Below are 22,652 nucleotides of genomic sequence, written 5' to 3'. Positions count from 1 at the left end.
AACACGCGTCGCTCATCGTTACGGAGGCTATATGCAAGAGATCGCCACGACCAAACACTATCGCCACTTAAAAGTCGGTTATTTCAGAAAGCGTCACGAAGACCGGAAGACCAAAATCCCGCGACGTTACAGCGTACATGCGGCGTTGAGCTTAAAAGGCGACTGGCTGGAGCAGGCAGGGTTTACTACCCACTCTCAGGTCAGGGTGGGGGTTGAACAGGGGAAAATTGTCATCGAACTACTGAAAGAAGATCTCAGCGAGAGCAGAAGAAAATAGGACGCTTACCGACGGTAAATAGAAACCCTCTGGGCCCTTGTTTCAGAATGGTATAGTTCAATTTATGGTTCGGATAAATAAAGAAATCAGGCAATACGTCGCCGAGTACATTATCCGGCAGGGAGTCTTCATTAACCTCATGGATCTTCACGGAGGTAAACTGGAAAGAGTCTTTGTTTTCGGTCCAGATATAAGACACATCCCGGCGGATAGAGGCTATCGCCTTCTCATTTTTAAAATATGTCCCGCTTAGCGCGATGACCCCGGTCTGCTTTTGCATGGTGTACATAAAATCCAGCGTCAGGTTTGCGCGGGCATCTTCATGGTAAACAACAACAGAAACTGAACAGGCTTCCGTATTTTGTTTTTTTTCTAAGTGATAATGATAAAGCCAGGACGTCAGCGCCCCAACGGCAAACAGGACGAGACACAGGATGGCAGTAGACTTTTTAGTCACTGATTGTACCCCCTAAAATAAAGCGTAACGCATCCTGCATCTTCTTCTTGCTCATACGGTTTTCTGCAAATGAGTACAGAAAGTGCCGGAGCCGTGCTGGATGAAGAGAAGTAGGCCCAGGGGTATTTTTTACAATCGAGCCCTGTTCGCATGATAATTTGCTTATAACGCGTGAAGTTACCCCTGCTTTTAATATCATCGTTTCGTGAGAAAAAATGGCAGCCATTTTCCGTACTGCTTATGGTGTAGTCTTTAAAAAAGTCTTTTCTGGAATAGTCATGGACCGCCAGATGAAGAATAAAATAGCCCAGCCCAAAAGAGAGGGCCATAAAAAGCAGTGGAAGATAGCGACGATAGTGATGACGCGGGGTCTTATCTTTCACCTGAACGGCAGCAGTTTCCGCAATCACCTCTTTCGAGCCGCTGACAGGCTGGGCTTCTGCTATCGCGCTTTCTGATTCTGTTACGTCGTTTTCAATTCGGCTGACCTTAACTTCTTTTTTAATCTGGAACCCTTTTCTGGGTACCGTGGCAACCAGCGTGTCGTCAGTCTCTCCCGTCGTGCGCAGCCCACGCCGGATAATGGAGATATTCTGATAAAGGGTATTGGCCGGAACTAACATTCCGTCTTCACCCCAAACTTTAGTGAAGAAATCCCTTTGATTAACCACTTCCGGGGCGGACTCAAGCAGAAGAACCAGGCAACGACTGGCTGGCGTCGTCAGAATGACGCTCAACTCCGGTCGGGTCATAGAGACAAGTAAGTTTTTCTCTGGACAAAATTTAATATTATCGTTAATTATCCAGAACATATGAGACTCACTATGCAATAAACAGAATCAGAAAACTGTTGCCAGAGTTAGCAAGTATACTCTGCGAATATTCCTTGTCAAAGCAGTAAGTTATGGTGTTTGTTCAGCAGTAACACCGAAATAAAATAATATGAGCATAATAGAATATTATCCCCACATCGAAGACAAATACGTTTCTGAAACAGAAAAAAAGGATGACGTTATATTCTGACGCCTTTATTCCCGTTTACGTTTAATGCGCAAGGAATATCGCGCGGTGTTCCTTTAGCGTTACCGGACCAGCGTGCCTGTCGCAATTGCGGCAAGACAGGCCCACGTCTTCAGTATCGCTGGAATCAGGTACGCATTTTAGTCGAAAGAGCCTGCACGTCTGTTTTCCTGTCCAGCAGAGTCCGTTATCATGGTCCGTGAACGATTCATGATAAGAAACGCAGGCTGTCATGCGTTCCAATGAGAGAGTAAGAAACCTGACAATAAAAAAGACAACTCATTGAAATTGAAAAAAAAATGGACACGGTAACCTAATGAGTACACTTGAAAATTTTGACGCCCATACCCCAATGATGCAGCAGTACCTGAAGCTGAAAGCGCAGCATCCGGAAATCCTGCTGTTTTACCGCATGGGCGATTTTTACGAGCTGTTTTATGACGATGCTAAACGGGCATCGCAGCTGCTCGACATCTCTCTGACCAAACGTGGCGCATCGGCAGGTGAACCCATCCCGATGGCAGGCATTCCGCATCATGCGGTAGAAAACTACCTGGCCAAGCTGGTGAATCAGGGCGAGTCGGTTGCCATCTGTGAGCAGATCGGCGATCCGGCCACCTCAAAAGGCCCGGTTGAACGCAAGGTCGTGCGTATCGTCACGCCAGGCACCATTAGCGACGAAGCCCTGCTCCAGGAGCGTCAGGATAACCTGCTGGCGGCCCTGTGGCAGGACGGCAAAGGGTTTGGTTACGCCACGCTGGATATCAGCTCCGGGCGTTTTCGTCTGAGCGAGCCGGCTGACCGGGAAACCATGGCAGCCGAGCTGCAACGCACCAACCCGGCGGAACTGCTGTATGCCGAAGATTTTGCCGAAATGGCGTTGATCGAAGGTCGTCGCGGCCTGCGCCGCCGTCCGCTGTGGGAATTTGAAATTGATACCGCTCGCCAGCAGCTCAACCTGCAGTTTGGTACCCGCGATCTGATTGGCTTTGGGGTGGAAAACGCCCCGCGCGGATTGTGCGCCGCGGGCTGCCTTTTGCAGTATGTGAAAGATACCCAGCGCACCGCCCTGCCGCATATCCGCTCTATCACCATGGAGCGCCAGCAGGACAGCATCATTATGGATGCGGCCACGCGTCGGAATCTGGAGATCACCCAGAACCTGGCGGGTGGCGTTGAGAACACGCTGGCATCCGTCCTCGATAACACCGTGACGCCGATGGGCAGCCGCATGCTGAAGCGCTGGCTGCATATGCCCGTCCGCGATACGGATACGCTCGTTTGTCGTCAGCAGACCATTGCCGCGCTGCAGGATCGCTACACCGAGCTGCAGCCTGTGCTGCGTCAGGTGGGCGATCTGGAGCGTATTCTGGCTCGCCTGGCACTGCGCACGGCGCGGCCTCGCGACCTTGCACGAATGCGTCATGCCTTCCAGCAGTTGCCGGAACTGCGTGCTCAACTGAGCGACGTTGACAGCGCACCGGTTCAGAAACTGCGCGAAACCATGGGCGAGTTTGCTGAACTCCGCAATCTGCTGGAGCGCGCTATCATAGATGCGCCGCCGGTTCTGGTGCGCGACGGTGGCGTAATTGCCCCTGGCTACAACGAAGAGCTGGACGAATGGCGCGCGCTGGCGGACGGCGCAACGGATTACCTCGACAAGCTGGAGATCCGCGAGCGCGAACGTCTCGGGCTCGATACCCTGAAAGTCGGCTATAACGCAGTCCACGGTTACTATATTCAGATCAGCCGCGGGCAGAGCCATCTGGCGCCGATTCACTATGTGCGTCGCCAGACGTTGAAAAACGCTGAGCGCTACATCATTCCTGAACTGAAAGAGTATGAGGACAAAGTTCTCACCTCGAAAGGCAAAGCGCTGGCCCTGGAAAAGCAGCTTTACGACGAGCTGTTCGACATGCTGATGCCACACCTCGCGGACCTGCAGTTAAGCGCTGGCGCGCTGGCGGAGCTGGATGTGCTGGTGAATCTGGCTGAGCGTGCTGAAACGCTGAACTATACCTGCCCGACCTTTACCGACAAGCCCGGCATTCGCATTACCGAAGGCCGCCACCCGGTGGTGGAGCAGGTACTGAACGAGCCATTCATCGCTAACCCGCTGAGCCTGTCGCCGCAGCGAAGAATGCTGATCATTACCGGTCCGAACATGGGCGGTAAAAGTACCTATATGCGCCAGACGGCGCTTATCGCCCTGCTCGCCTACATCGGCAGCTACGTTCCGGCGCAGAAAGTTGAGATTGGCCCCATCGATCGTATCTTCACCCGCGTGGGTGCGGCGGACGATCTGGCCAGCGGCCGTTCCACCTTTATGGTCGAAATGACGGAAACCGCCAATATCCTGCACAACGCGACAGAACACAGCCTGGTGCTGATGGACGAAGTCGGACGCGGCACCTCAACCTACGACGGACTGTCGCTGGCATGGGCGTGTGCGGAAAACCTGGCGAATAAAATCAAGGCCATGACGCTGTTCGCGACGCACTACTTTGAACTGACGCAGTTGCCGGAGAAAATGGAGGGCGTGGCAAACGTCCACCTGGATGCGCTTGAGCATGGCGATACCATCGCCTTTATGCACACGGTGCAGGAGGGGGCCGCGAGCAAGAGCTATGGCCTGGCCGTCGCGGCACTGGCGGGTGTGCCTAAAGAGGTAATTAAACGCGCGCGTCAGAAACTGCGCGAGCTGGAAAGCCTGTCACCGAATGCGGCGGCCACCCAGATTGACGGTACACAGATGTCGCTGCTGGCACCTGCGGAAGAGACGTCACCCGCCGTTGAAGCGCTGGAGAATCTCGACCCGGATTCACTGACGCCACGTCAGGCGCTGGAGTGGATTTATCGGCTGAAAAGTCTGGTTTAGTTTTCTGCGGTCTGTTTTGTCGGGTGGCGGCTTCGCCTTACCCGACCTACAAAACCCGTAGGCCCGGTAAGCGTAGCGCCACCGGGCAAAGGACCGCACGATGTTACCGCCCGGTAAGCGCAGCGCCACCGGGCTTTTTTTTTACATCAATGGCGGAATGGTCGGTACCTGCGGCGCCTCATCAATATCCTTCTGCGTCATGCGGAACGCTTCAGGGTAATGTTCGCGGCTGGTACGACGCAGCGGCTCAGTATCGCGCCAGGTATACAGGCAATGCTGGCACTGATAAACCGTCCAGATCCCTTTCACCGGTGATGTGGCCATCACCTCAATTTGCTCATCGGCACAACGTGGACAAATCATCTTTTCCTCCTTATTGGCGTGCTGCCAGCATCGCAGTCAGCTTTTCAGCCCAGGCTTTGGTTTCAGGTAAATCCTGCACCGGCTGGCTGTAGTGACCGCGGTTATCCGGCGCAACAGGCGTGGTGGCATCAATAATCAGCTTGTCGGTGATGCCTGCCGGGCTGGACCCAGGATCAAGCTCAAGAACCGACATGTTCGGCAGTTGCACCAGATCCCCTGCCGGGTTCACTTTCGATGACAGCGCCCACATCACCTGCGGCAGGTTGAACGGATCGACATCTTCATCCACCATAATCACCATCTTCACATAGCCCAGGCCATGCGGCGTGGTCATGGCGCGTAAACCGACCGCGCGGGCAAAACCACCGTAGCGTTTTTTGGTGGAGATGATCGCCAGCAGACCGTGGGTGTACATCGCGTTCACCGCCTGCACTTCAGGGAACTCCGCTTTCAGTTGCTGGTAAAGCGGCACACAGGTGGCTGGCCCCATCAGGTAGTCGATCTCGGTCCAGGGCATCCCGAGATAGAGGGATTCGAAAATCGGTTTGGTGCGGTACGAGACTTTATCAATACGGACCACCGTCATATTGCGTCCGCCCGAATAGTGCCCGGTAAACTCACCGAACGGCCCTTCAATTTCACGTTTACGGCCTTCAATCACCCCTTCCAGGATCACTTCAGACCCCCACGGCACATCGAAGCCGGTCAACGGTGCGGTCGCAATCGGGTACGGGCTTTCACGCAGCGCCCCGGCCATTTCATACTCGGACTGATCGTATTTCAGCGGCGTTGCGCCCATCAGGGTGATGATCGGATCGTTGCCCAACGTAATCGCAATCGGCAGGTCTTCACCACGCTCTTCGGCTTTATGCAGATGCAGGGCGATATCATGCATCGGCACCGGCTGCAGGCCGAGCTTACGTTTGCCCTTCACTTCCATGCGGTAAATACCGACGTTCTGCTTGCCAAAATGGTCCGGGTCGAGCGGATCGCGCGAGACAACGCACGCTTTGTCGAGATAAAAACCGCCGTCCCCGTCGTTCAGGCGAAACAGCGGCAGGATGTCGAACAGGTTAATCTCTTCACCGTCCACCGTATTCTGCGCCCATGCGGGGCTGGCCCGGCGCTCCGGTGCGACCGGGAATTTATCCCAGCGGCGAATAAACTCATCGATTTGCTTTTTGACCGGGGTATTCGCTGGCAGCCCCATCGAAATGGCGTGGTTCTGCCAGGAGCCGATGGTGTTCATCACCACCCTGGCATCGGTAAACCCGCGAATGTTATCGAACCACAGCGCAGGCGCACCGTCACCGATACGTCCCGTCGCGTTAGCGGCCGCCGCCAGATCCGGCTCCGCATTGACCTCTTCTTCAATTTTCAGCAGTTGCCCTTGCTCATCGAGCGCCTGCAGGAAGCTTCTCAAATCATCAAATGCCATCGTTATTCTCCTGTGAAAAATGTTTCGCCGCCTGCAGGCCGTTCCAGCGACGCGCCTTTTTGTGCTCCAGACCAAACTGGTCGAGCACGCGGGTCACGATATGCTGGGTGATATCATCGGCGGTTTGCGGGTGGTTGTAATACGCAGGCATGGGCGGCACCATCGCCACACCCATGCGGGAAAGCGCGAGCATGTTCTCCAGATGAATGGTGCTGAGCGGCGTTTCACGCGGGACCAGCACCAGCTTGCGCCCCTCTTTCAGCACCACGTCTGCCGCACGGCCCACCAGCCCTTCGGCATAGCCCGCGCGGATACCCGCCAGCGTTTTCATGCTGCAGGGAATGACGATCATGCCGTCGGTACGAAACGAGCCGGAGGAGATGGTGGCAGCCTGATCGGCAGGACTGTGAACGACATCTGCCAGGGCGGCGACATCCTGCGCGGTATAAGGCGTTTCCAGCTCAATGGTGGTTTTCGCCCATTTCGACATCACCAGATGGGTTTCAACCTCTGGCATGTCCCGTAACGCCTGCAGTAAAGCCACCCCCAGCGGAGCACCTGTTGCTCCCGTCATTCCCACGATCAATCTCATTCAGCACCTCAATTAATTTGTTCGCATACGAACATAATGACTACGTTACTCCCGGTGAGCTGAGCTGACAATATTGTTCGTACACGATCACACGTAATGCTAAAAACTGCTGCGTTAAAATCGCAGGCAATAGCGGCTATCATAGGGGGGAGATTTTTTTCGTCGGAGTGTTCATGGAACTGAGACAAGAAGCGTTCCACCTGCTACGGCAGCTTTTTCAACAGCATACTGCCCACTGGCAACATGCTTTACCGGCGCTGACCAAGCCGCAATATGCGGTGATGCGATCTGTTTCTGAAAATCCGGGGATCGAGCAGGTCGCCCTGACGGAAGTTGCCGTGAGCACAAAAGCGACGCTGGCCGAAATGCTGAGCCGCATGGAATCGCGTGGGCTGGTGAAGCGCGAACACGATCCTGCGGATAAGCGCCGCCGGTTTGTCTTCCTCACGCCTGAAGGGGAAGCCCTGCTTGCAAGCTGTAAACCGGTCGGCAATGAGGTGGATGAGGCGTTTTTAGGGCGTCTCAGCCAGGACGAGCGGGAACAATTTACGGCACTGATCAAAAAGATGATGCATGACTAGTTCACCCGGGCACGCATAAAATCAATAAATGTCCGAACCTTAGCGGGCACATGCTGGGCATCTGGATAAACGGCATAGATGCCCTGCTGAGCAAACGTGTATCCCGGTAAAAGCGATACCAGAACCCCCGAATTCAGTGCGTTTCGCACCAGCCACTCCGGCAGCAGCGCCACACCACATCCCGCATGCGCGAAAGCCATCAGCGCCTGGGCGCTATCTGCGTACAGGCGCGGGGCTTTTTTAATCTCAAAGGCAACCAGATTGCCATCTGCATCTTTTACCTGCCAGTGCAGCGGCGAAGGTAAACGCTCGTGAACGATCCACTCTGCCTGCGCCAGGTGTTCGAGAGATTCAACGGGATGGTTAGCCAGCCACCCGGGGGCGGCAACCGGCAGGATAGTAAAGTTTGAAATCAAGGCGGCGTGGTAGCGCGAATCAGCGAGTGTTCCCAGCCGGATGGCGACATCAAAGCGCTCCGAGATAAGATCGGCATGCTGAGACGACGAAACATGACGAACGCGAAGCTCCGGATGCTGCTGGCTAAATTCGGCCAGCAAAGGCACAACCACCTGCGAACCGTATTCGGGCGTGGTGGTGATCCGCAATTCGCCGGTCAGGCCGGCATGGTTAGCGCGAACGTCATCCTGCAGGCGTTCAGCCTCCTGTAAAAGCCTGACGCTTCGCTGATGAAAAAGCACGCCCGCCTCGGTTAACGTCAGGCGACGGGTGGATCGCAACAGCAGCGTGACTCCCAGCTCATCTTCCAGCTGGCGAATATTGAAGCTGACCACGGCCTTTGTCAGCCCCATCGACTCTGCGGCGGCAGTAAAACTGCCCGCATCTGCTACCGCCACAAACATCGCCGTTCGCTGGAGATTCAGCATCGTTAACCTTCAAAATTGTCAAAATAGTTTTGACAGTATATCGCGAATTGTTGCGTTTATCGGCACCGGACAAGCCGATACGATACGCCCCCTCACCGGAGGATCCACCATGACGTATCGCAGCAAAGTCGCCGTAGTCTATCTGCTGGGCTTTTTTCTTGATTTGATCAACATGTTTATCGCCAGCGTCGCCTTTCCGGCAATGGCGCAGACCTATCACGCCACGCCCTCTGCACTCGCCTGGGTCAGTAACGGGTATATTGCCGGCCTGACGCTGGTGATCCCGTTCAGCAGTGCCCTGACGCGCCGCATCGGGGCAAAGCACGTCATCCTTCTCTCGCTGGTTCTCTTTAGCGTAGCCTCCACCGCGGCAGGCTTGTCTGCCACACTTGAAAGTCTGATTGCCTGGCGGGTGCTGCAGGGCGTGGGCGGTGGCTTATTGATCCCCGTAGGGCAGGCGCTGACCTGGCAACAGTTTAAAGCGCATGAACGCGCCAGGCTCTCTTCCGCCGTCATGCTGGTTGCACTGCTTGCCCCCGCATGCTCACCAGCGTTAGGGGGCGTACTGGTTCAGGCGTTAAGCTGGCGGTGGGTATTTTTTGCTACCCTCCCGGTTGCTCTCCTGACCTTTGCGTTGGCCTGTCTGTGGCTTAAGCATGAAATGCCCGCGATGAAAGCAAACCGACTGCTGAACCTGAGTTTGATCGCCGATCCGCTTCTGCGCGTTTCCATGATGGTTTATGTATGTGTCCCCGGCATGTTTATCGGAATAAACGTCACCGGCATGTTTTATCTGCAGAGCGTGGCCAACATGACGCCAGCCGCGACGGGCATGCTTATGCTGCCGTGGTCTCTGGCATCGTTTATGGCCATCACCGCAACGGGCCGTTACTTTAACCGTGTCGGCCCCCGACCTCTGTTGATCGCGGGTTGCCTGCTTCAGGCGTCAGGTATTCTGCTTTTGCTCAGCGTCAGTGCGACCACGGGCACGCTGCCAGCGATCGTTGCGTTTGCATTAATGGGCACAGGAGGCAGTCTTTGCAGCAGTACGGCGCAGAGCAGCGCATTTCTGACAACGCGTCGGGAAGAGATGGCTGATGCCAGCGCGCTGTGGAATCTTAATCGTCAGCTGAGTTTTTTTGCGGGTGCCTTTCTGCTGGCACAGGTGCTGGATCTGGCCCAGAGGTATTTGCCCCCCGTCGCCGCGTGGCACGGGATGTTTCTGGTTGCTTCGGCCATCACCCTGGTGCCCGTCATCTCTGTATTTCGTCTTAACAACCCGCAGGTGCTTGCACAACTGCAACAGGAGAAACCATGACGCCTTTCGAACACGACATCATTGATATTCATATCGCACTGGAAAACTGGCTGGGTGCCGGTGAAGGTAATATTGATGCCCTGCTCGCCCGTTTCCAGCCAAACTTTCTGATGGTTCCCCCGAGTGGGGCGCATTTAAACCATGACGCCCTTGTCCGTTTTCTGCACGCCCAGCGTGGAAGCCGACCCGGCCTTAAAATCATCATTGATGAGTTAGCCACGATTCAGTCATGGGATAACGGTGCGGTGCTTCATTACCGGGAGACGCAGACCCGCCCGGACCAGCCCGTCAACGTACGCTGGTCAACCGCGGTGCTCAATCGGGATGGCGAGAAAATCAGCTGGCGTCTGCTGCACGAAACGGCGCAGCCGTAAGAGATAAAAAAGGCCCGTCTCACGACGGGCCTTTTTTTGACGAAAGGTTGCTTATTCGCGGAACAGCGCTTCGATATTCAGACCTTGCCCCTGCAGAATTTCACGCAGGCGGCGCAGACCTTCAACCTGAATCTGACGAACACGTTCACGGGTCAAGCCAATTTCACGGCCGACGTCTTCCAGTGTCGCAGCTTCATACCCCAGTAAACCGAAACGACGTGCCAGCACTTCACGCTGTTTGGCGTTCAGTTCGAACAGCCATTTGACGATGCTCTGTTTCATGTCATCGTCCTGCGTGGTGTCTTCCGGGCCGTTGTCTTTTTCATCGGCCAGGATATCCAGCAGCGCTTTTTCGGAGTCGCCACCCAGCGGGGTGTCAACCGAGGTAATGCGCTCGTTGAGACGCAGCATGCGGCTTACGTCATCAACCGGTTTGTCGAGTTGCTCAGCAATCTCTTCTGCGCTTGGCTCGTGGTCCAGTTTATGGGACAACTCGCGCGCGGTACGCAGATAGACGTTCAACTCTTTGACGATGTGAATCGGCAGGCGAATCGTACGGGTTTGGTTCATAATGGCCCGTTCGATGGTCTGACGAATCCACCAGGTCGCGTAGGTGGAGAAGCGGAACCCACGTTCTGGGTCAAACTTCTCTACTGCGCGGATGAGACCTAAGTTGCCCTCTTCAATCAGATCCAGCAGAGCCAGACCACGATTGCCGTAACGACGGGCAATTTTCACGACCAGACGCAAGTTACTTTCAATCATGCGACGGCGCGAGGCAACATCACCACGCAAAGCACGACGTGCGAAATAGACTTCTTCTTCGGCCGTTAACAGTGGGGAGTAACCAATCTCCCCAAGGTAAAGCTGAGTCGCGTCCAGTACACGCTGTGTGGCACCCTGCGATAACAGCTCTTCTTCAGCCAAATCGTTATCACTGGGTTCCTCTTCTACTAAGGCTTTTTCGTCAAAAGCCTCTGCTCCGTTCTCATCAAATTCCGCATCTTCATTTAAATCATGAACTTTCAGCGTATTCTGACTCATAAGGTGGCTCCTACCCGTGATCCCTGAACGAGACACCCTGGCTGGCATGCCCCGTCAATTTATCGCTGCGGCAAGTACTGCAGCGGGTTTACGGATTTCCCCTTGTAACGAATTTCAAAATGCAAGCGTGTAGAACTGGTTCCGGTGCTACCCATGGTAGCGATTTTTTGCCCCGCCTTAACTTCTTGTTGTTCCCGGACCAGCATTGTGTCGTTATGGGCGTAGGCACTCAGGTAATCATCGTTGTGTTTGATGATAATAAGATTACCGTAACCGCGCAGAGCGTTACCGGCATACACAACGCGTCCGTCTGCGGTCGCGATGATAGCCTGTCCCTTACTTCCTGCGATATCGATCCCTTTGTTCCCTCCTTCGGAGGAAGAGAAGTTCTCGATAACCTTACCGTCAGTTGGCCAGCGCCAAGTTGAGATTGGCGAACTGGAACTCATACTGCTGGCAGTCGGTTCAGTAGAGCTAACCACAGGTGCCGTAGCCGGTGCTGTGACAACAGTCGCAGTCCCTTTATTATTCGGCAACATTTTGTTAGCAGTCTGATCACCTGAATCTTCAGAATACGTAATTACAGGTTGTGAAGCAACCACCGTGGTGGATTTTTGTGCAGGCTTAACGCTGTTATTTTGCGCGGTCACGTCGGCTGCAGAAACGGTATTGCCAGGCGTAAGCGGCGTACCCGTTGCGTTGCCCACCTGGAGCGTCTGCCCGACTTCCAGCGCATACGGTGCCTGGACGTTGTTGCGCTGCGCGAGGTCACGGAAATCGTTCCCGGTGATCCACGCGATATAGAACAGCGTATCGCCACGTTTCACGGTATAGGTGCTGCCGCCGGTATAGCTGCCTTTCGGAATGTTCCCATACTGACGGTTATATACTATGCGGCCATTTTGGGTCTGAACAGGTTGTTCGACTGGCTGAATCTGTGTTGGCTGTGTAACAGGATGTTGCACAGGCTGAATTTGTGGTGTTTGCTGCGGCGCAGCAGTGCCCATTTTAGGTGGCGGCGTGATCAACATTCCGCTGGACGTGTTACCGGAGCCGCTGTTTCCGCCAACAGAACTGACAGGCGCAGGTGCATTGTTAGAACTCGAACAGCCTGCCAGCCAGAGCGAAACCAGTGATAATGCCGCAACACGGCTGATGGTGAATTTAGGGCTTCCCGCGCTCATTTATCCCCCAGGAATGTGTTAACTACCAGTGACTTAAAATTAACCGTGATGGCACGACTCTTTCGCGCCACACCATACGCTGAATTTGCCTTAATAACCCTGGATAATTCCGAGTCTTAGGCCAGTTCCCCCTTTACCAGAGGCACAAAGCGCACGGCTTCTACGGTATCGATAATAAACTCGTCGCCACGTCGACGAACGCGCTTTAACAGCTGCTGCTCATCGCCAACAGGCAATACAAGAATGCCCCCCTCATCCAGCTGCGACAACAGGGCCGCAGGGATCTCCGGTGGAGCCGCCGTCACGATGATTGCGTCAAACGGGGCGCGAGCCTGCCAACCCTGCCATCCATCACCGTGTCGTGTCGAAACATTGTGTAAATCAAGTTGTTTCAGGCGACGACGCGCCTGCCACTGTAAACCTTTGATCCGCTCAACCGAGCACACATGATGCACCAGATGCGCCAGAATCGCAGTTTGATACCCGGACCCGGTGCCAATCTCCAGCACGCGGGAGTCGGGGGTGAGCTCCAGCAGCTCCGTCATGCGCGCCACCATGTAGGGCTGCGAAATCGTCTGGCCCTGCCCGATGGGCAAGGCCACGTTTTCCCACGCTTTGTGTTCAAACGCCTCATCTACAAATTTCTCACGCGGAACCTGGGCGAGCGCGTCAAGCACATGCTCGTCGCGGATCCCCTGTGCGCGAAGTTGTTCCAGAAGAGTTTGTACACGTTTGCTTACCATTGCGCGATCACTCCTGCGCGATCAAGCCAGCCCGACACCACATCATGCGCGCTATACGCGGTTAAATCTACGTGCAGCGGCGTTACCGAGACATAGCCTTCATCCACAGCGGCAAAGTCAGTATCCGGCCCCGCATCGCACTTATCGCCAGGAGGGCCAATCCAGTAGAGCGTGTTGCCGCGCGGATCCTGCTGCGGGATGACCTGATCGGCCGGATGACGGCTTCCGCAACGCGTGACGCGAATGCCCTTGATTTCATTCAGCGGGAGATCCGGCACGTTGATGTTGAGGATGCGTCCGGTACGCAGCGGTTCACGGCTAAGTGCCCGCAGGATAGAACAGGTTACCGCTGCCGCCGTGTCGTAATGAGTGTGACCATTTAACGATACCGCCAGCGCCGGAAAGCCAAGATGACGGCCTTCCATTGCGGCCGCCACGGTACCAGAGTAGATAACGTCATCACCCAGATTCGGCCCGGCGTTAATCCCGGAAACGACGATATCCGGGCGCGGGCGCATCAGCGCATTCACCCCCAGAAAAACGCAGTCCGTTGGCGTGCCCATCTGCACGGCAATATCGCCATTTTCAAAAGCAAAGGTGCGAAGCGACGACTCCAGCGTCAATGAGTTAGACGCTCCACTGCGGTTACGATCGGGAGCCACGACCTGCACATCCGCAAATTCGCGAAGGTGTTTCGCCAGCGTCTGAATGCCTGGGGCATGGATCCCGTCATCGTTACTCAGCAATATTCGCATAATCACCCGACGTGTTGATAAGTTCCCTGACAACACTGGTGGCAAAGCTACCTGCCGGCAGCCAGAAGCGTAACTCAACGGTTACGTCATCCCACCAGTTCCAGCTTAACTGCTGCGGGTAGAGCAACATCGCCCGGCGTGCTGCTTCGACTTTTTCCCGCACCAGCAATGATTGTAATTCTTGCGCTTCGGCCACGGCTGCCTGCTCCGCGGCCAGCGCGTCATCCTGCGTTCCCCAGTCGCCCGTGCCGGGCAAGGCTGCGGTGATCATCAGCGTTTTAGCGTCCACGCGCGACTGTACATCGGCCATTTCTTCGGCCGTTGCCACAAACCAGCTACCGCGTCCCGCTAATTGTAGCGCATCGCCGACAACAACTTGATTCGCGTCCGGTTTTTTCAGCCGTTCGCTTACGATCTGATTAAACAACGCACTGCGGGCCGCCGACAACCAAAAACTGCGTTTATTCCTGTCGCGCACCGGCGCATCGCTCTGCGCCCAGCGCAGTGCGCCCTGCAGGTTACTGCCGCCGATGCCAAAACGCTGTGCACCAAAGTAGTTAGGCACACCGCGTTCACTGATGGCCTGCAAGCGTTTTTCCACGTCGTCACGGCCGGTCACTTCACGCAGTACGAGGGTAAAGTTGTTACCTTTCAACGCCCCCAGACGCAGTTTGCGCTTGTGACGGGCGTACTCCAGCACCTTACAGCCCTCAAGCTCAAATTTGCTTAAATCAGGCATCGCATTGCCGGGAACGCGCGCGCAAAGCCACTGTTCGGTGACCGCGTGTTTGTCTTTCTGCCCGGCGAAGCTCACTTCGCGGGCATGGATTTTCAGGAATTTAGCCAGCGCATCGGCCACAAAGCGGGTATTGCAGCCATTTTTGAGGATGCGCACCAGAATATGCTCGCCTTCGCCGTCCGGCTCAAAGCCCAAATCTTCCACGACCACGAAATCTTCGGGGCTGGCTTTCAGCAGACCACTCCCCAGCGGTTTACCGTGCAGGTAGGTCAGGTTGTCAAAATCGGTCATTTGCTCGCCTTTACCAGCAGCGCCACGGCTTCGCAGGCGATGCCTTCGCCGCGACCGGTAAAGCCCAGTTTCTCCGTGGTGGTCGCTTTGACGTTAACGTCATCCATATGGCAGCCCAGATCTTCAGCGATAAATACGCGCATCTGAGGAATATGCGGCAGCATTTTGGGGGCCTGAGCGATGATCGTCACATCGACGTTACCCAGGATGTAGCCCTTCGCCTGAATACGGCGCCAGGCTTCACGCAACAGCGCACGGCTGTCTGCGCCTTTAAACGCCGGATCGGTGTCCGGGAACAGCTTGCCGATATCGCCCAGCGCCGCCGCGCCCAGTAAGGCGTCGGTTAAGGCGTGTAATGCCACGTCGCCATCAGAATGCGCCAGCAGCCCTTTTTCATAAGGAATGCGCACGCCGCCAATGATAATTGGGCCAACGCCTCCAAAGGCGTGTACATCAAAACCGTGTCCAATTCGCATTATGCCTTCTCCTGATGGGTCGAACGGGTAAGATAAAATTCCGCGAGCTGTAAATCTTCCGGGCGCGTCACTTTTATATTATCAGCGCGCCCTTCAACAAGCGTTGGGTGGAAACCGCAATACTCCAGCGCAGAGGCTTCGTCGGTGATGGTCGCACCTTCTTTAAGCGCGCGCGTTAAGCAGTCGTGGAGTAATTCGCGGGGGAAAAATTGTGGCGTCAGCGCGTGCCAGAGATCGACGCGCTCAACGGTATGCGCGATAGCCTGTTTGCCAGGCTCGGCACGCTTCATGGTGTCGCGTACCGGCGCGGCCAGAATGCCACCGACTTTACTGGTTTCACTCAGCGCCAGCAGGCGCGCAAGATCGTCCTGATGCAGGCACGGGCGCGCAGCGTCGTGGACCAGCACCCACTGGGCATCGCCAGCGGCCTGGATGCCCGCCAGCACGGAATCGGCGCGCTCGGCACCGCCATCAACGACGGTGATCTGCGGATGAGCAGCCAGCGGTAACTGTGCGAACCGGGCATCGCCCGGACTGATGGCGATGATGACACGCGTCACTCGGGGGTGCGCCAGCAGCGCCGCCACGGCATGTTCGAGGATCGTTTTATCGCCAATAGAGAGGTATTGCTTGGGACATTCTGTCTGCATGCGCCGGCCAAAACCCGCGGCCGGCACCACGGCGCATACGTCCGAAAAAGTCACTGCCATGTCGTAATCCTGGGCCTGATTATCGATTGTTTTGTGCTGAGCCCTGATTGCGTTTAGACGCATCCGGAACCAGACGATAAAAGGTTTCGCCCGGTTTAGTCATACTGAGTTCATTGCGTGCGCGTTCCTCAATCGCCTCCTGCCCGCCATTGAGGTCATCAATTTCAGCAAAGAGTTGATCGTTTCGCGCCTTAAGTTTGGCGTTAGTTGCCTGCTGAGCCGCGACGTCATCGCTTACCCGGCTATAGTCGTGCAGTCCGTTTTTACCGAACCACAGCGAATATTGCAGCCAGACCAGCAGAGCCAGCAACAGCAGCGTTAGTTTACCCATCCTGCCCCCTGAAAAACGGCATCTTCATCCCACAACGCCCCCGGCGCTCTATGCCGGAGTAACAGAGATGCCGCAACATCGCGGGCAAATGTACCACATTTTTTCCGCAGAATCGCCCTGCTCAATATCGTCACACAGTTGGTTACGGTTTGAATTATGGCTGAAGTTAGCCCATGAGCCACAAAAATAACAGACCAAACATCAGGACCACCGTCACAATCGTGACAACGGTGCTGTACAGCAGTTTGCCGTTAAGCAGTGAATGCAGGGCGATGCCGACGACAACCGCCACGGGCATCAGCGCCAGGAAGAAGGGCCAGGTGTAGAGAAAGAAGAACAGCGTGTTACCGCCGTAGATGAGAAACGGGATGCCCAGCGCCAGCAACCACGAGACGAAGCCGACGAAGGCCCCGGGAAAGGACCAGGTCGTCTCGTCGTCGGTCGCTATCGGATCCGACCCGGTGGTAATCATGTAGTTTTCACTGTTGCGCATAGCTAATCCTGTGACCGTGACTCATCGTTCGGGAAGACAGCTCCCGAACGATACCGTCTCAGGATCTGATAATATCGTCCCGTCTGAGCAGGTCTAATAATTGGCTTACTAAATTTGTTACCAATTGTTGACCTTCCAGGTGGATCTCAGGGGATTCAGGCGCTTCGTAGACCGAGTCGATGCCGGTGAAGTTTCGCAGCTCACCCGCGCGGGCTTTTTTATACAGCCCTTTCGGATCGCGCGCTTCGCAGATTTCCAGCGGCGTATCGACAAACACCTCGATAAATCGATCCTGACCGACGCGCTCGCGTACCATCTGCCGCTCGGCGCGGTGAGGCGAGATAAACGCGGTCAGCACCACCAGCCCGGCATCCGCCATCAGGCTGGCCACTTCCCCAACCCGACGGATATTCTCCTTGCGGTCTTCATCGCTAAACCCTAAATCACTGCACAGGCCGTGACGCACGTTGTCGCCATCCAGCAGATAGGTGCTCACCCCCTGCTGATGCAGCGCCTCTTCCAGCGCGCCCGCGACCGTCGATTTACCGGAGCCGGACAGCCCGGTAAACCACAGCACAACCCCACGGTGGCCGTGGAGTTGCTCCCGCTGAGCGACGGTAACCGGATGAGGATGCCAGACGACGTTCTCATCATGGGCGGCCATTACTTGCCTCCCAGCAGATCGCGTGCACCCCAGTGCGGGAAGTGCTTACGCACCAGCGCATTCAGTTCAAGCTCAAAGGCGCTGAATTCAGACACCGCTGCCGCCTGTTGATTAGGCTCGCGCACCATGCCTGCACCAACGGTAACGTTGGTCAGGCGATCGATAAAGATAAGTCCACCCGTTACCGGATTTTGCTGATATTTATCCAGCACCAGCGGCTCGTCAAAGGTGAGATCCACCAGGCCAATACCGTTCAGCGGCAGTTCGCTCACTTCACGCTGGGTCAGATTGTTGATGTCCACCTGGAACTGGATACCGTCCACGCGGGCGCGGGTTTTCTTACCGGCAATTTTGATGTCGTAGCTTTGGCCTGCGGTCAGCGGCTGTTCAGCCATCCACACCACATCCACGGCAGCACCCTGCACCGCCGCCAGCGTTTCCTGCGCATCCACCAGTAGATCGCCGCGGCTGATATCAATCTCATCTTTCAGCACCAGCGTCACCGCTTCACCGGCACCCGCTTCCTGCAGATCGCCATCAAATGTGACTATACGGGCAATGGACGACTCCACACCCGACGGCAGCACTTTGACGCGCTGCCCCACCGTGACGGTGCCCGATGCGAGGGTGCCGGAGAAGCCGCGAAAATCGAGGTTCGGGCGGTTCACATACTGCACCGGGAAGCGCATTGGCTGGGTATCCACCACGCGCTGAATTTCAACCGTCTCCAGCACTTCCAGCAACGTCGGGCCGCTGTACCACGGCATGTTGGCGCTCTGGGAGGCAACGTTATCCCCTTCCAGCGCCGAGAGCGGCACAAAGCGAATATCAAGGTTACCCGGCAACTGTTCAGCAAAGGTCAGGTAGCTCTGGCGGATCTCCTCGAAGGTCTCTTCGCTGAAGTTCACCAGATCCATTTTATTCACCGCCACCACCAGGTGTTTGATCCCCAGCAGCGTGGAGATGAAGCTGTGACGACGGGTTTGATCCAGCACGCCTTTACGGGCGTCGATCAGCAGGATCGCCAGCTCACAGGTTGATGCACCGGTGGCCATGTTGCGGGTGTACTGCTCATGCCCCGGCGTGTCGGCAATAATAAATTTGCGTTTCTCGGTGGAGAAATAGCGGTACGCAACATCAATGGTGATGCCCTGCTCGCGCTCCGCCTGCAGGCCGTCCACCAAAAGCGCCAGGTCGAGCTTTTCGCCCTGAGTACCATGACGTTTGCTGTCGTTATGCAGGGAAGAGAGCTGGTCTTCATAGATCTGACGCGTGTCGTGCAGTAGGCGACCAATCAGCGTGCTTTTACCGTCATCAACGCTACCGCAGGTCAGAAAGCGCAGCAGGCTCTTGTGTTGTTGTGCGTGCAGGTATGCTTCTACGCCGCCTTCGTTGGCAATTTGTTGGGCAATCGTGGTGTTCATGGCGGCTCCTTAGAAATAACCCTGACGTTTCTTCAGCTCCATCGAGCCTGCCTGGTCGCGGTCAATGACGCGGCCCTGTCGCTCGCTGGTGGTCGATACCAGCATCTCTTCGATGATCTCTGGCAGCGTTTGCGCGTTGGACTCCACCGCGCCGGTCAGCGGCCAGCAACCAAGAGTACGGAAACGCACCATCTGTTTTTTGATCACTTCGCCCGGCTGTAAATCAATGCGATCGTCGTCGATCATCATCAGCATGCCGTCGCGCTCCAGCACCGGGCGTTCAGCCGCCAGGTAAAGCGGAACGATCTCGATATTTTCCAGATAGATGTACTGCCAGATATCCAGCTCGGTCCAGTTGGAGAGCGGGAAGACGCGAATGCTTTCGCCTTTGTTGATCTGGCCGTTGTAGTTGTGCCACAGCTCAGGACGCTGGTTTTTCGGATCCCAGCGGTGGAAGCGGTCACGGAAGGAGTAAATACGCTCTTTGGCGCGGGATTTCTCCTCGTCACGGCGCGCACCGCCGAAAGCGGCGTCAAAACCGTACTTGTTCAGCGCCTGCTTCAGCCCTTCGGTTTTCATGATGTCGGTGTGTTTGGCGCTGCCGTGAACAAACGGGTTAATGCCCATCGCCACCCCTTCCGGGTTTTTATGCACCAGCAGCTCACAGCCATAGGCTTTGGCGGTACGGTCGCGGAACTCATACATCTCACGGAATTTCCAGCCGGTATCCACGTGCAGCAGCGGGAACGGCAGCGTACCCGGATAAAACGCTTTACGCGCCAGATGCAGCATCACGCTGGAATCTTTACCGATGGAGTACATCATCACCGGGTTAGAGAACTCGGCGGCCACTTCGCGGATAATATGGATACTTTCCGCTTCAAGCTGTCGCAGGTGAGTAAGTCGTTTTTGGTCCATAACCGTTCCTTAAGCCAGATTCACCACAGAGGAGCCAAACCCCTCTGAGTCTGTTGTATGTTGAAACCAGGCGAGCGTGCTGTGCAGCTGTACCACTTCGCCCACCACGATAAGCGCGGGCATCGGGGCGTCTTTCGCCAGGACTGCAAGGTCTTGTAGCGTACCGGTCACCACACGCTGATCGACGCGGGTACCGCGAGAAATCACGGCCACCGGCGTTGTCGCCTCGCGACCGTGCTGAATAAGTTGTTCACTGATGTCCGCCGCCTTCATGGTGCCCATATAGATGGCCAGCGTCTGTCGGCTCTGGGCGAGATGCGACCAGTCAAACGGCGTACTGTCGGCCTTATAATGACCAGTCACAAAGGTCACGCTCTGGGCGTAATCGCGGTGCGTAAGCGGAATACCTGCGTAGGCCGTTACCGCGGAGGCCGCCGTAATCCCCGGCACCACCTGGAACGGCACGCCCGCTTCGGCTGCCGCCTGCAGTTCTTCGCCACCGCGACCAAAGATGAACGGATCGCCCCCTTTAAGGCGCACCACGGTTTTGCCTGCTTTCGCTGCGGCAACCAGCATCTGATTGGTGTCGTGCTGCGGTACCGAGTGCTCGCCTGCGCGTTTACCCACGCAGATTTGCTCGGCATCGCGACGAATTAGCTCGCGCACACCGTCGGTGACCAGATGGTCATAGAACACCACGTCCGCGTCCTGCAGCACCTGCAGTCCGCGTAAGGTCAGTAACCCGGCATCACCCGGACCAGCACCTACCAGAATGATCTCGCCGCCCGTGCTGCCGGGGTTATCCAGCTCGTCTTCGAGGATTTTTTGCGCTGCCGTCTCATTACCGGCGTGCATCAGGCTGGCAAAGCGGCCACGGAATACCCGCTCCCAGAAGCGACGGCGTTCCGTTACGCTGGTCAGGCGGGTTTTCAGATGGTTGCGCCAGTAGCTCGCTTTCTCTGCCATACGTCCGAGACTGGTTGGTAACAGCGCTTCAATCTTTTCCCGCAGCACGCGCGCCAGCACCGGTGCGGTACCGCCGGAGGAGATCGCCACCAGCAGCGGCGAGCGGTCGACAATCGACGGGAAGATAAACGAGCACAAAGGCTGGTCGTCGACCACGTTCACCAGGCGGTAACGCGCCTGAGCGGCCTCGGAAACGCGTCGGTTGAGTTCGCGATCCTCCGTCGCTGCAATCACCAGCACCACGCTGTCGATTTGTGACTCGTCGAACTCCGCTTCTGCGACAACCCGCACCTGCGCGCCCGCGCGCTGCAGAAACGCGATTTTGCGATCGGCAATTTCACCCGTACCCACAACCAGTACCGGTTTTTCTTTAATCGCAGCAAAAAGGGGCAGATAGTCCACAAGCAACAACTCACTAACAACGAGGAATAGAGGGACTATAGGGGGCGGCTTAGACCGAATGAAATTACGAATTGGAATGAGTAGTTACTCAATGGAATAACGCGATGAAAAAGCAAATATCAAAAAGTGCTTAACACGCGAAATTTCGGGCATTTAAGAGCAATTCAAATTGTGTATGGCCGATCACAGTTTCATACTAAGCGGGTTATAATTTTGCTCTGTTTTTAAGGACTCACTATGTTTTCCGCAATGCGCCACCGATACGTTGCCCTGGCGCTCGGCGTTTGCTTTATCCTTCCGGCTCAGGCAAAAAATCAACCGTATGGTGAAATCGCCAATATGCAGGCGCGGCATATTGCCACCGTTTTTCCCGGACGCATGACCGGTTCCCCTGCGGAAATGCTTTCCGCTGACTATCTTCGCCAGCAGTTTGCCGATATGGGCTACCAGAGCGATATCCGCTCGTTTCACAGCCGCTATATCTACACCTCACGAAATAAAACAAAAAACTGGCATAACGTGACCGGCAGTACCGTTATTGCGGCACATGAAGGTAGCGCGGCTGAGCAGATCATTATTATGGCGCACCTGGACACTTACGCGCCCATGAGCGACGCCGATACCGATAACAAGGGCGGGCTGACGCTGCAGGGGCTGGACGATAACGCGGCGGGTCTGGGCGTGATGCTTGAACTGGCCGAGCGAATGAAAAACATTCCGACAAAATACGGTATTCGCTTTGTGGCAACCAGCGGCGAAGAGGAAGGCAAACTCGGCGCGGAGAATTTCCTTAAGCGCATGAGCGCTGAGGAGAAGAAAAATACACTGCTGGTGATTAACCTCGATAATTTAATCGTTGGCGATAAGCTCTATTTTAATAGCGGACAGAGTACGCCGGGTACCGTGCGTAAACTGACCCGTGACCGGGCGCTGGCAATTGCGCGCAGCCATGGCGTGTATGCCACGACCAATCCTGGCGGCAATCCGGCTTATCCGCGCGGAACGGGCTGCTGTAACGATGGTGAAGTGTTCGATAAAGCGGGCATCCCGGTGCTGTACGTCGAAGCCACCAACTGGGCGTTAGGCAAGAAAGATGGCTATCAGCAGCGGGCTAAAACGAAAGCCTTTCCGGACGGGACGAGCTGGCATAACGTGATGCTGGATAATCAGCAGCATATTGATAGCGCACTGCCGCAGCGCATTGAGCACCGCAGCCGCGATGTGGTGAAAGTGATGCTGCCGCTGGTGAAGGAGCTGGCGAAAGCGGGGAAAGCCTGAGGTTTTTGAACGCTGTGCGGCCTGATGCCCTCACCCCAACCCTCTCCCACCG

At 55.8% G+C, this 22,652-nt stretch carries 25 protein-coding genes; 6 read left to right on the top strand and 19 right to left on the bottom strand.

The genetic code is table 11. From position 1 onward, the window contains the following. Positions 1-31 precede the first annotated feature (31 nt). Positions 32-277, top strand: coding sequence for a SymE family type I addiction module toxin (locus tag M8370_RS04990; protein ID WP_013098482.1), 246 nt, complete (start codon positions 32-34; stop codon positions 275-277). Here the strand turns inward: M8370_RS04990 and M8370_RS04985 are convergent. Together M8370_RS04985 and M8370_RS04980 are read right to left on the bottom strand one after the other, a co-directional pair. Beyond that, positions 255-734, bottom strand: coding sequence for a YqeJ family protein (locus M8370_RS04985; protein ID WP_023621089.1), 480 nt, complete (start codon positions 732-734; stop codon positions 255-257). The two genes, M8370_RS04990 and M8370_RS04985, sit on opposite strands and share 23 nt — an antisense overlap. Next, positions 731-1,546, bottom strand: a complete 816-nt coding sequence (locus tag M8370_RS04980) for a winged helix-turn-helix domain-containing protein (RefSeq protein WP_038984748.1) — start codon at positions 1,544-1,546, stop codon at positions 731-733. Before M8370_RS04980 ends, M8370_RS04985 begins: the two co-directional genes overlap by 4 nt. A 524-nt stretch (positions 1,547-2,070) precedes the next feature. Between M8370_RS04980 and mutS the strand changes: the two genes are divergently transcribed. Next, positions 2,071-4,632, top strand: coding sequence for a DNA mismatch repair protein MutS (gene mutS / locus M8370_RS04975; RefSeq protein ID WP_129253321.1), 2,562 nt, complete (start codon positions 2,071-2,073; stop codon positions 4,630-4,632). Between the two features lie 141 nt (positions 4,633-4,773). Here mutS and M8370_RS04970 read toward each other — a convergent pair whose 3' ends face one another. From M8370_RS04970 to M8370_RS04960, 3 genes are read right to left on the bottom strand one after another with little or no spacing between them, the layout of a single operon-like run. After that, entirely contained in the window at positions 4,774-4,995 is a 222-nt protein-coding gene (locus tag M8370_RS04970; protein WP_230136622.1) for a non-oxidative hydroxyarylic acid decarboxylases subunit D, read from the bottom strand. A gap of 10 nt (positions 4,996-5,005) precedes the next feature. Further along, complete coding sequence (locus M8370_RS04965) at positions 5,006-6,433, bottom strand: non-oxidative hydroxyarylic acid decarboxylases subunit C (RefSeq protein WP_062730081.1); 1,428 nt, start codon at positions 6,431-6,433, stop codon at positions 5,006-5,008. Then, positions 6,423-7,025 carry a non-oxidative hydroxyarylic acid decarboxylases subunit B gene (locus M8370_RS04960; protein WP_013098488.1) on the bottom strand — a complete coding sequence of 201 codons (603 nt, stop codon included), beginning with the start codon at positions 7,023-7,025 and terminating at the stop codon, positions 6,423-6,425. Before M8370_RS04960 ends, M8370_RS04965 begins: the two co-directional genes overlap by 11 nt. Positions 7,026-7,198: 173 nt before the next feature. Here M8370_RS04960 and M8370_RS04955 point away from each other — a divergent pair, with 173 nt between their 5' ends. Beyond that, positions 7,199-7,606, top strand: a complete 408-nt coding sequence (locus tag M8370_RS04955; RefSeq protein ID WP_020689291.1) for a MarR family winged helix-turn-helix transcriptional regulator — start codon at positions 7,199-7,201, stop codon at positions 7,604-7,606. On the opposite strand, the gene M8370_RS04950 is transcribed toward M8370_RS04955, so the two are convergent. Further along, on the bottom strand, positions 7,603-8,490 hold the full coding sequence (locus M8370_RS04950; RefSeq protein ID WP_020689292.1) for a LysR family transcriptional regulator: 888 nt from the start codon (positions 8,488-8,490) through the stop codon (positions 7,603-7,605). The genes M8370_RS04955 and M8370_RS04950 overlap by 4 nt on opposite strands. A gap of 109 nt (positions 8,491-8,599) precedes the next feature. Between M8370_RS04950 and M8370_RS04945 the strand changes: the two genes are divergently transcribed. Continuing rightward, positions 8,600-9,808, top strand: a complete 1,209-nt coding sequence (locus tag M8370_RS04945; RefSeq protein ID WP_040023579.1) for an MFS transporter — start codon at positions 8,600-8,602, stop codon at positions 9,806-9,808. Continuing rightward, positions 9,805-10,182 carry a DUF4440 domain-containing protein gene (locus tag M8370_RS04940; protein ID WP_029883177.1) on the top strand — a complete coding sequence of 126 codons (378 nt, stop codon included), beginning with the start codon at positions 9,805-9,807 and terminating at the stop codon, positions 10,180-10,182. Before M8370_RS04945 ends, M8370_RS04940 begins: the two co-directional genes overlap by 4 nt. Before the next feature lie 51 nt (positions 10,183-10,233). On the opposite strand, the gene rpoS is transcribed toward M8370_RS04940, so the two are convergent. The 13 genes from rpoS to cysG all read right to left on the bottom strand — a co-directional run bounded on the left by rpoS (position 10,234) and on the right by cysG (position 21,313). Further along, positions 10,234-11,226, bottom strand: a complete 993-nt coding sequence (rpoS, locus tag M8370_RS04935) for an RNA polymerase sigma factor RpoS (RefSeq protein WP_013098493.1) — start codon at positions 11,224-11,226, stop codon at positions 10,234-10,236. Between the two features lie 59 nt (positions 11,227-11,285). Continuing rightward, positions 11,286-12,410 carry a murein hydrolase activator NlpD gene (gene nlpD, locus M8370_RS04930; RefSeq protein ID WP_023620533.1) on the bottom strand — a complete coding sequence of 375 codons (1,125 nt, stop codon included), beginning with the start codon at positions 12,408-12,410 and terminating at the stop codon, positions 11,286-11,288. Between the two features lie 116 nt (positions 12,411-12,526). After that, entirely contained in the window at positions 12,527-13,153 is a 627-nt protein-coding gene (locus M8370_RS04925; protein ID WP_013098496.1) for a protein-L-isoaspartate(D-aspartate) O-methyltransferase, read from the bottom strand. Then, the gene (surE, locus tag M8370_RS04920; RefSeq protein WP_044157517.1) at positions 13,147-13,908 is read right to left on the bottom strand and encodes a 5'/3'-nucleotidase SurE; all 762 of its coding nucleotides are present in this window, start codon (positions 13,906-13,908) and stop codon (positions 13,147-13,149) included. The genes M8370_RS04925 and surE overlap by 7 nt, the downstream gene beginning before the upstream one ends. Then, positions 13,889-14,938: a tRNA pseudouridine(13) synthase TruD gene (truD, locus tag M8370_RS04915; protein WP_250020583.1), complete on the bottom strand. Its 1,050-nt coding sequence runs from the start codon at positions 14,936-14,938 to the stop codon at positions 13,889-13,891. Before truD ends, surE begins: the two co-directional genes overlap by 20 nt. Next, on the bottom strand, positions 14,935-15,414 hold the full coding sequence (gene ispF / locus M8370_RS04910) for a 2-C-methyl-D-erythritol 2,4-cyclodiphosphate synthase (RefSeq protein WP_038984739.1): 480 nt from the start codon (positions 15,412-15,414) through the stop codon (positions 14,935-14,937). The genes truD and ispF overlap by 4 nt, the downstream gene beginning before the upstream one ends. Then, entirely contained in the window at positions 15,414-16,124 is a 711-nt protein-coding gene (gene ispD / locus M8370_RS04905; RefSeq protein ID WP_013098500.1) for a 2-C-methyl-D-erythritol 4-phosphate cytidylyltransferase, read from the bottom strand. The genes ispF and ispD overlap by 1 nt, the downstream gene beginning before the upstream one ends. Before the next feature lie 19 nt (positions 16,125-16,143). Beyond that, entirely contained in the window at positions 16,144-16,455 is a 312-nt protein-coding gene (gene ftsB / locus M8370_RS04900; RefSeq protein WP_003862095.1) for a cell division protein FtsB, read from the bottom strand. Between the two features lie 166 nt (positions 16,456-16,621). Next, positions 16,622-16,948 (bottom strand): DUF3561 family protein, encoded by a 327-nt coding sequence (locus tag M8370_RS04895; protein ID WP_013098502.1) that lies wholly within the window; start codon positions 16,946-16,948, stop codon positions 16,622-16,624. Positions 16,949-17,006: 58 nt separating this feature from the next. Continuing rightward, a complete protein-coding gene (gene cysC, locus M8370_RS04890; RefSeq protein WP_013098503.1) occupies positions 17,007-17,612 on the bottom strand; it encodes an adenylyl-sulfate kinase in 606 nt (201 codons plus the stop codon). Further along, positions 17,612-19,036, bottom strand: coding sequence for a sulfate adenylyltransferase subunit CysN (gene cysN / locus M8370_RS04885; protein WP_020689300.1), 1,425 nt, complete (start codon positions 19,034-19,036; stop codon positions 17,612-17,614). Before cysN ends, cysC begins: the two co-directional genes overlap by 1 nt. Positions 19,037-19,045: 9 nt before the next feature. Further along, on the bottom strand, positions 19,046-19,954 hold the full coding sequence (gene cysD / locus M8370_RS04880; RefSeq protein ID WP_008499613.1) for a sulfate adenylyltransferase subunit CysD: 909 nt from the start codon (positions 19,952-19,954) through the stop codon (positions 19,046-19,048). 9 nt (positions 19,955-19,963) lie between these two features. After that, positions 19,964-21,313, bottom strand: a complete 1,350-nt coding sequence (gene cysG, locus M8370_RS04875) for a siroheme synthase CysG (RefSeq protein ID WP_161496891.1) — start codon at positions 21,311-21,313, stop codon at positions 19,964-19,966. A gap of 246 nt (positions 21,314-21,559) precedes the next feature. Here cysG and M8370_RS04870 point away from each other — a divergent pair, with 246 nt between their 5' ends. After that, complete coding sequence (locus tag M8370_RS04870; RefSeq protein ID WP_250020581.1) at positions 21,560-22,600, top strand: aminopeptidase; 1,041 nt, start codon at positions 21,560-21,562, stop codon at positions 22,598-22,600. Positions 22,601-22,652 lie beyond the last annotated feature (52 nt).

The sequence above is a fragment of the Enterobacter cloacae complex sp. OE43NF genome, assembly GCF_023544405.1.
GTDB lineage: Bacteria > Pseudomonadota > Gammaproteobacteria > Enterobacterales > Enterobacteriaceae > Enterobacter > Enterobacter cloacae.
Note: the sequence above shows the minus strand (reverse complement) of the source record. Positions and strands in the feature narration are given on the sequence as shown.

Excerpts from the sequence above, each read along its gene's own strand:
- M8370_RS04990 (WP_013098482.1), top strand. The coding sequence starts at position 32 with ATGCAAGAGATCGCCACGACCAAACACTATCGCCACTTAAAAGTCGGT.
- M8370_RS04980 (WP_038984748.1), bottom strand. The coding sequence starts at position 1,546 with ATGTTCTGGATAATTAACGATAATATTAAATTTTGTCCAGAGAAAAAC.
- mutS (WP_129253321.1), top strand. The coding sequence starts at position 2,071 with ATGAGTACACTTGAAAATTTTGACGCCCATACCCCAATGATGCAGCAG.
- M8370_RS04970 (WP_230136622.1), bottom strand. The coding sequence starts at position 4,995 with ATGATTTGTCCACGTTGTGCCGATGAGCAAATTGAGGTGATGGCCACA.
- M8370_RS04965 (WP_062730081.1), bottom strand. The coding sequence starts at position 6,433 with ATGGCATTTGATGATTTGAGAAGCTTCCTGCAGGCGCTCGATGAGCAA.
- M8370_RS04960 (WP_013098488.1), bottom strand. The coding sequence starts at position 7,025 with ATGAGATTGATCGTGGGAATGACGGGAGCAACAGGTGCTCCGCTGGGG.
- M8370_RS04955 (WP_020689291.1), top strand. The coding sequence starts at position 7,199 with ATGGAACTGAGACAAGAAGCGTTCCACCTGCTACGGCAGCTTTTTCAA.
- M8370_RS04950 (WP_020689292.1), bottom strand. The coding sequence starts at position 8,490 with ATGCTGAATCTCCAGCGAACGGCGATGTTTGTGGCGGTAGCAGATGCG.
- M8370_RS04945 (WP_040023579.1), top strand. The coding sequence starts at position 8,600 with ATGACGTATCGCAGCAAAGTCGCCGTAGTCTATCTGCTGGGCTTTTTT.
- M8370_RS04940 (WP_029883177.1), top strand. The coding sequence starts at position 9,805 with ATGACGCCTTTCGAACACGACATCATTGATATTCATATCGCACTGGAA.
- rpoS (WP_013098493.1), bottom strand. The coding sequence starts at position 11,226 with ATGAGTCAGAATACGCTGAAAGTTCATGATTTAAATGAAGATGCGGAA.
- nlpD (WP_023620533.1), bottom strand. The coding sequence starts at position 12,410 with ATGAGCGCGGGAAGCCCTAAATTCACCATCAGCCGTGTTGCGGCATTA.
- M8370_RS04925 (WP_013098496.1), bottom strand. The coding sequence starts at position 13,153 with ATGGTAAGCAAACGTGTACAAACTCTTCTGGAACAACTTCGCGCACAG.
- surE (WP_044157517.1), bottom strand. The coding sequence starts at position 13,908 with ATGCGAATATTGCTGAGTAACGATGACGGGATCCATGCCCCAGGCATT.
- truD (WP_250020583.1), bottom strand. The coding sequence starts at position 14,938 with ATGACCGATTTTGACAACCTGACCTACCTGCACGGTAAACCGCTGGGG.
- ispF (WP_038984739.1), bottom strand. The coding sequence starts at position 15,414 with ATGCGAATTGGACACGGTTTTGATGTACACGCCTTTGGAGGCGTTGGC.
- ispD (WP_013098500.1), bottom strand. The coding sequence starts at position 16,124 with ATGGCAGTGACTTTTTCGGACGTATGCGCCGTGGTGCCGGCCGCGGGT.
- ftsB (WP_003862095.1), bottom strand. The coding sequence starts at position 16,455 with ATGGGTAAACTAACGCTGCTGTTGCTGGCTCTGCTGGTCTGGCTGCAA.
- M8370_RS04895 (WP_013098502.1), bottom strand. The coding sequence starts at position 16,948 with ATGCGCAACAGTGAAAACTACATGATTACCACCGGGTCGGATCCGATA.
- cysC (WP_013098503.1), bottom strand. The coding sequence starts at position 17,612 with ATGGCCGCCCATGATGAGAACGTCGTCTGGCATCCTCATCCGGTTACC.
- cysN (WP_020689300.1), bottom strand. The coding sequence starts at position 19,036 with ATGAACACCACGATTGCCCAACAAATTGCCAACGAAGGCGGCGTAGAA.
- cysD (WP_008499613.1), bottom strand. The coding sequence starts at position 19,954 with ATGGACCAAAAACGACTTACTCACCTGCGACAGCTTGAAGCGGAAAGT.
- M8370_RS04870 (WP_250020581.1), top strand. The coding sequence starts at position 21,560 with ATGTTTTCCGCAATGCGCCACCGATACGTTGCCCTGGCGCTCGGCGTT.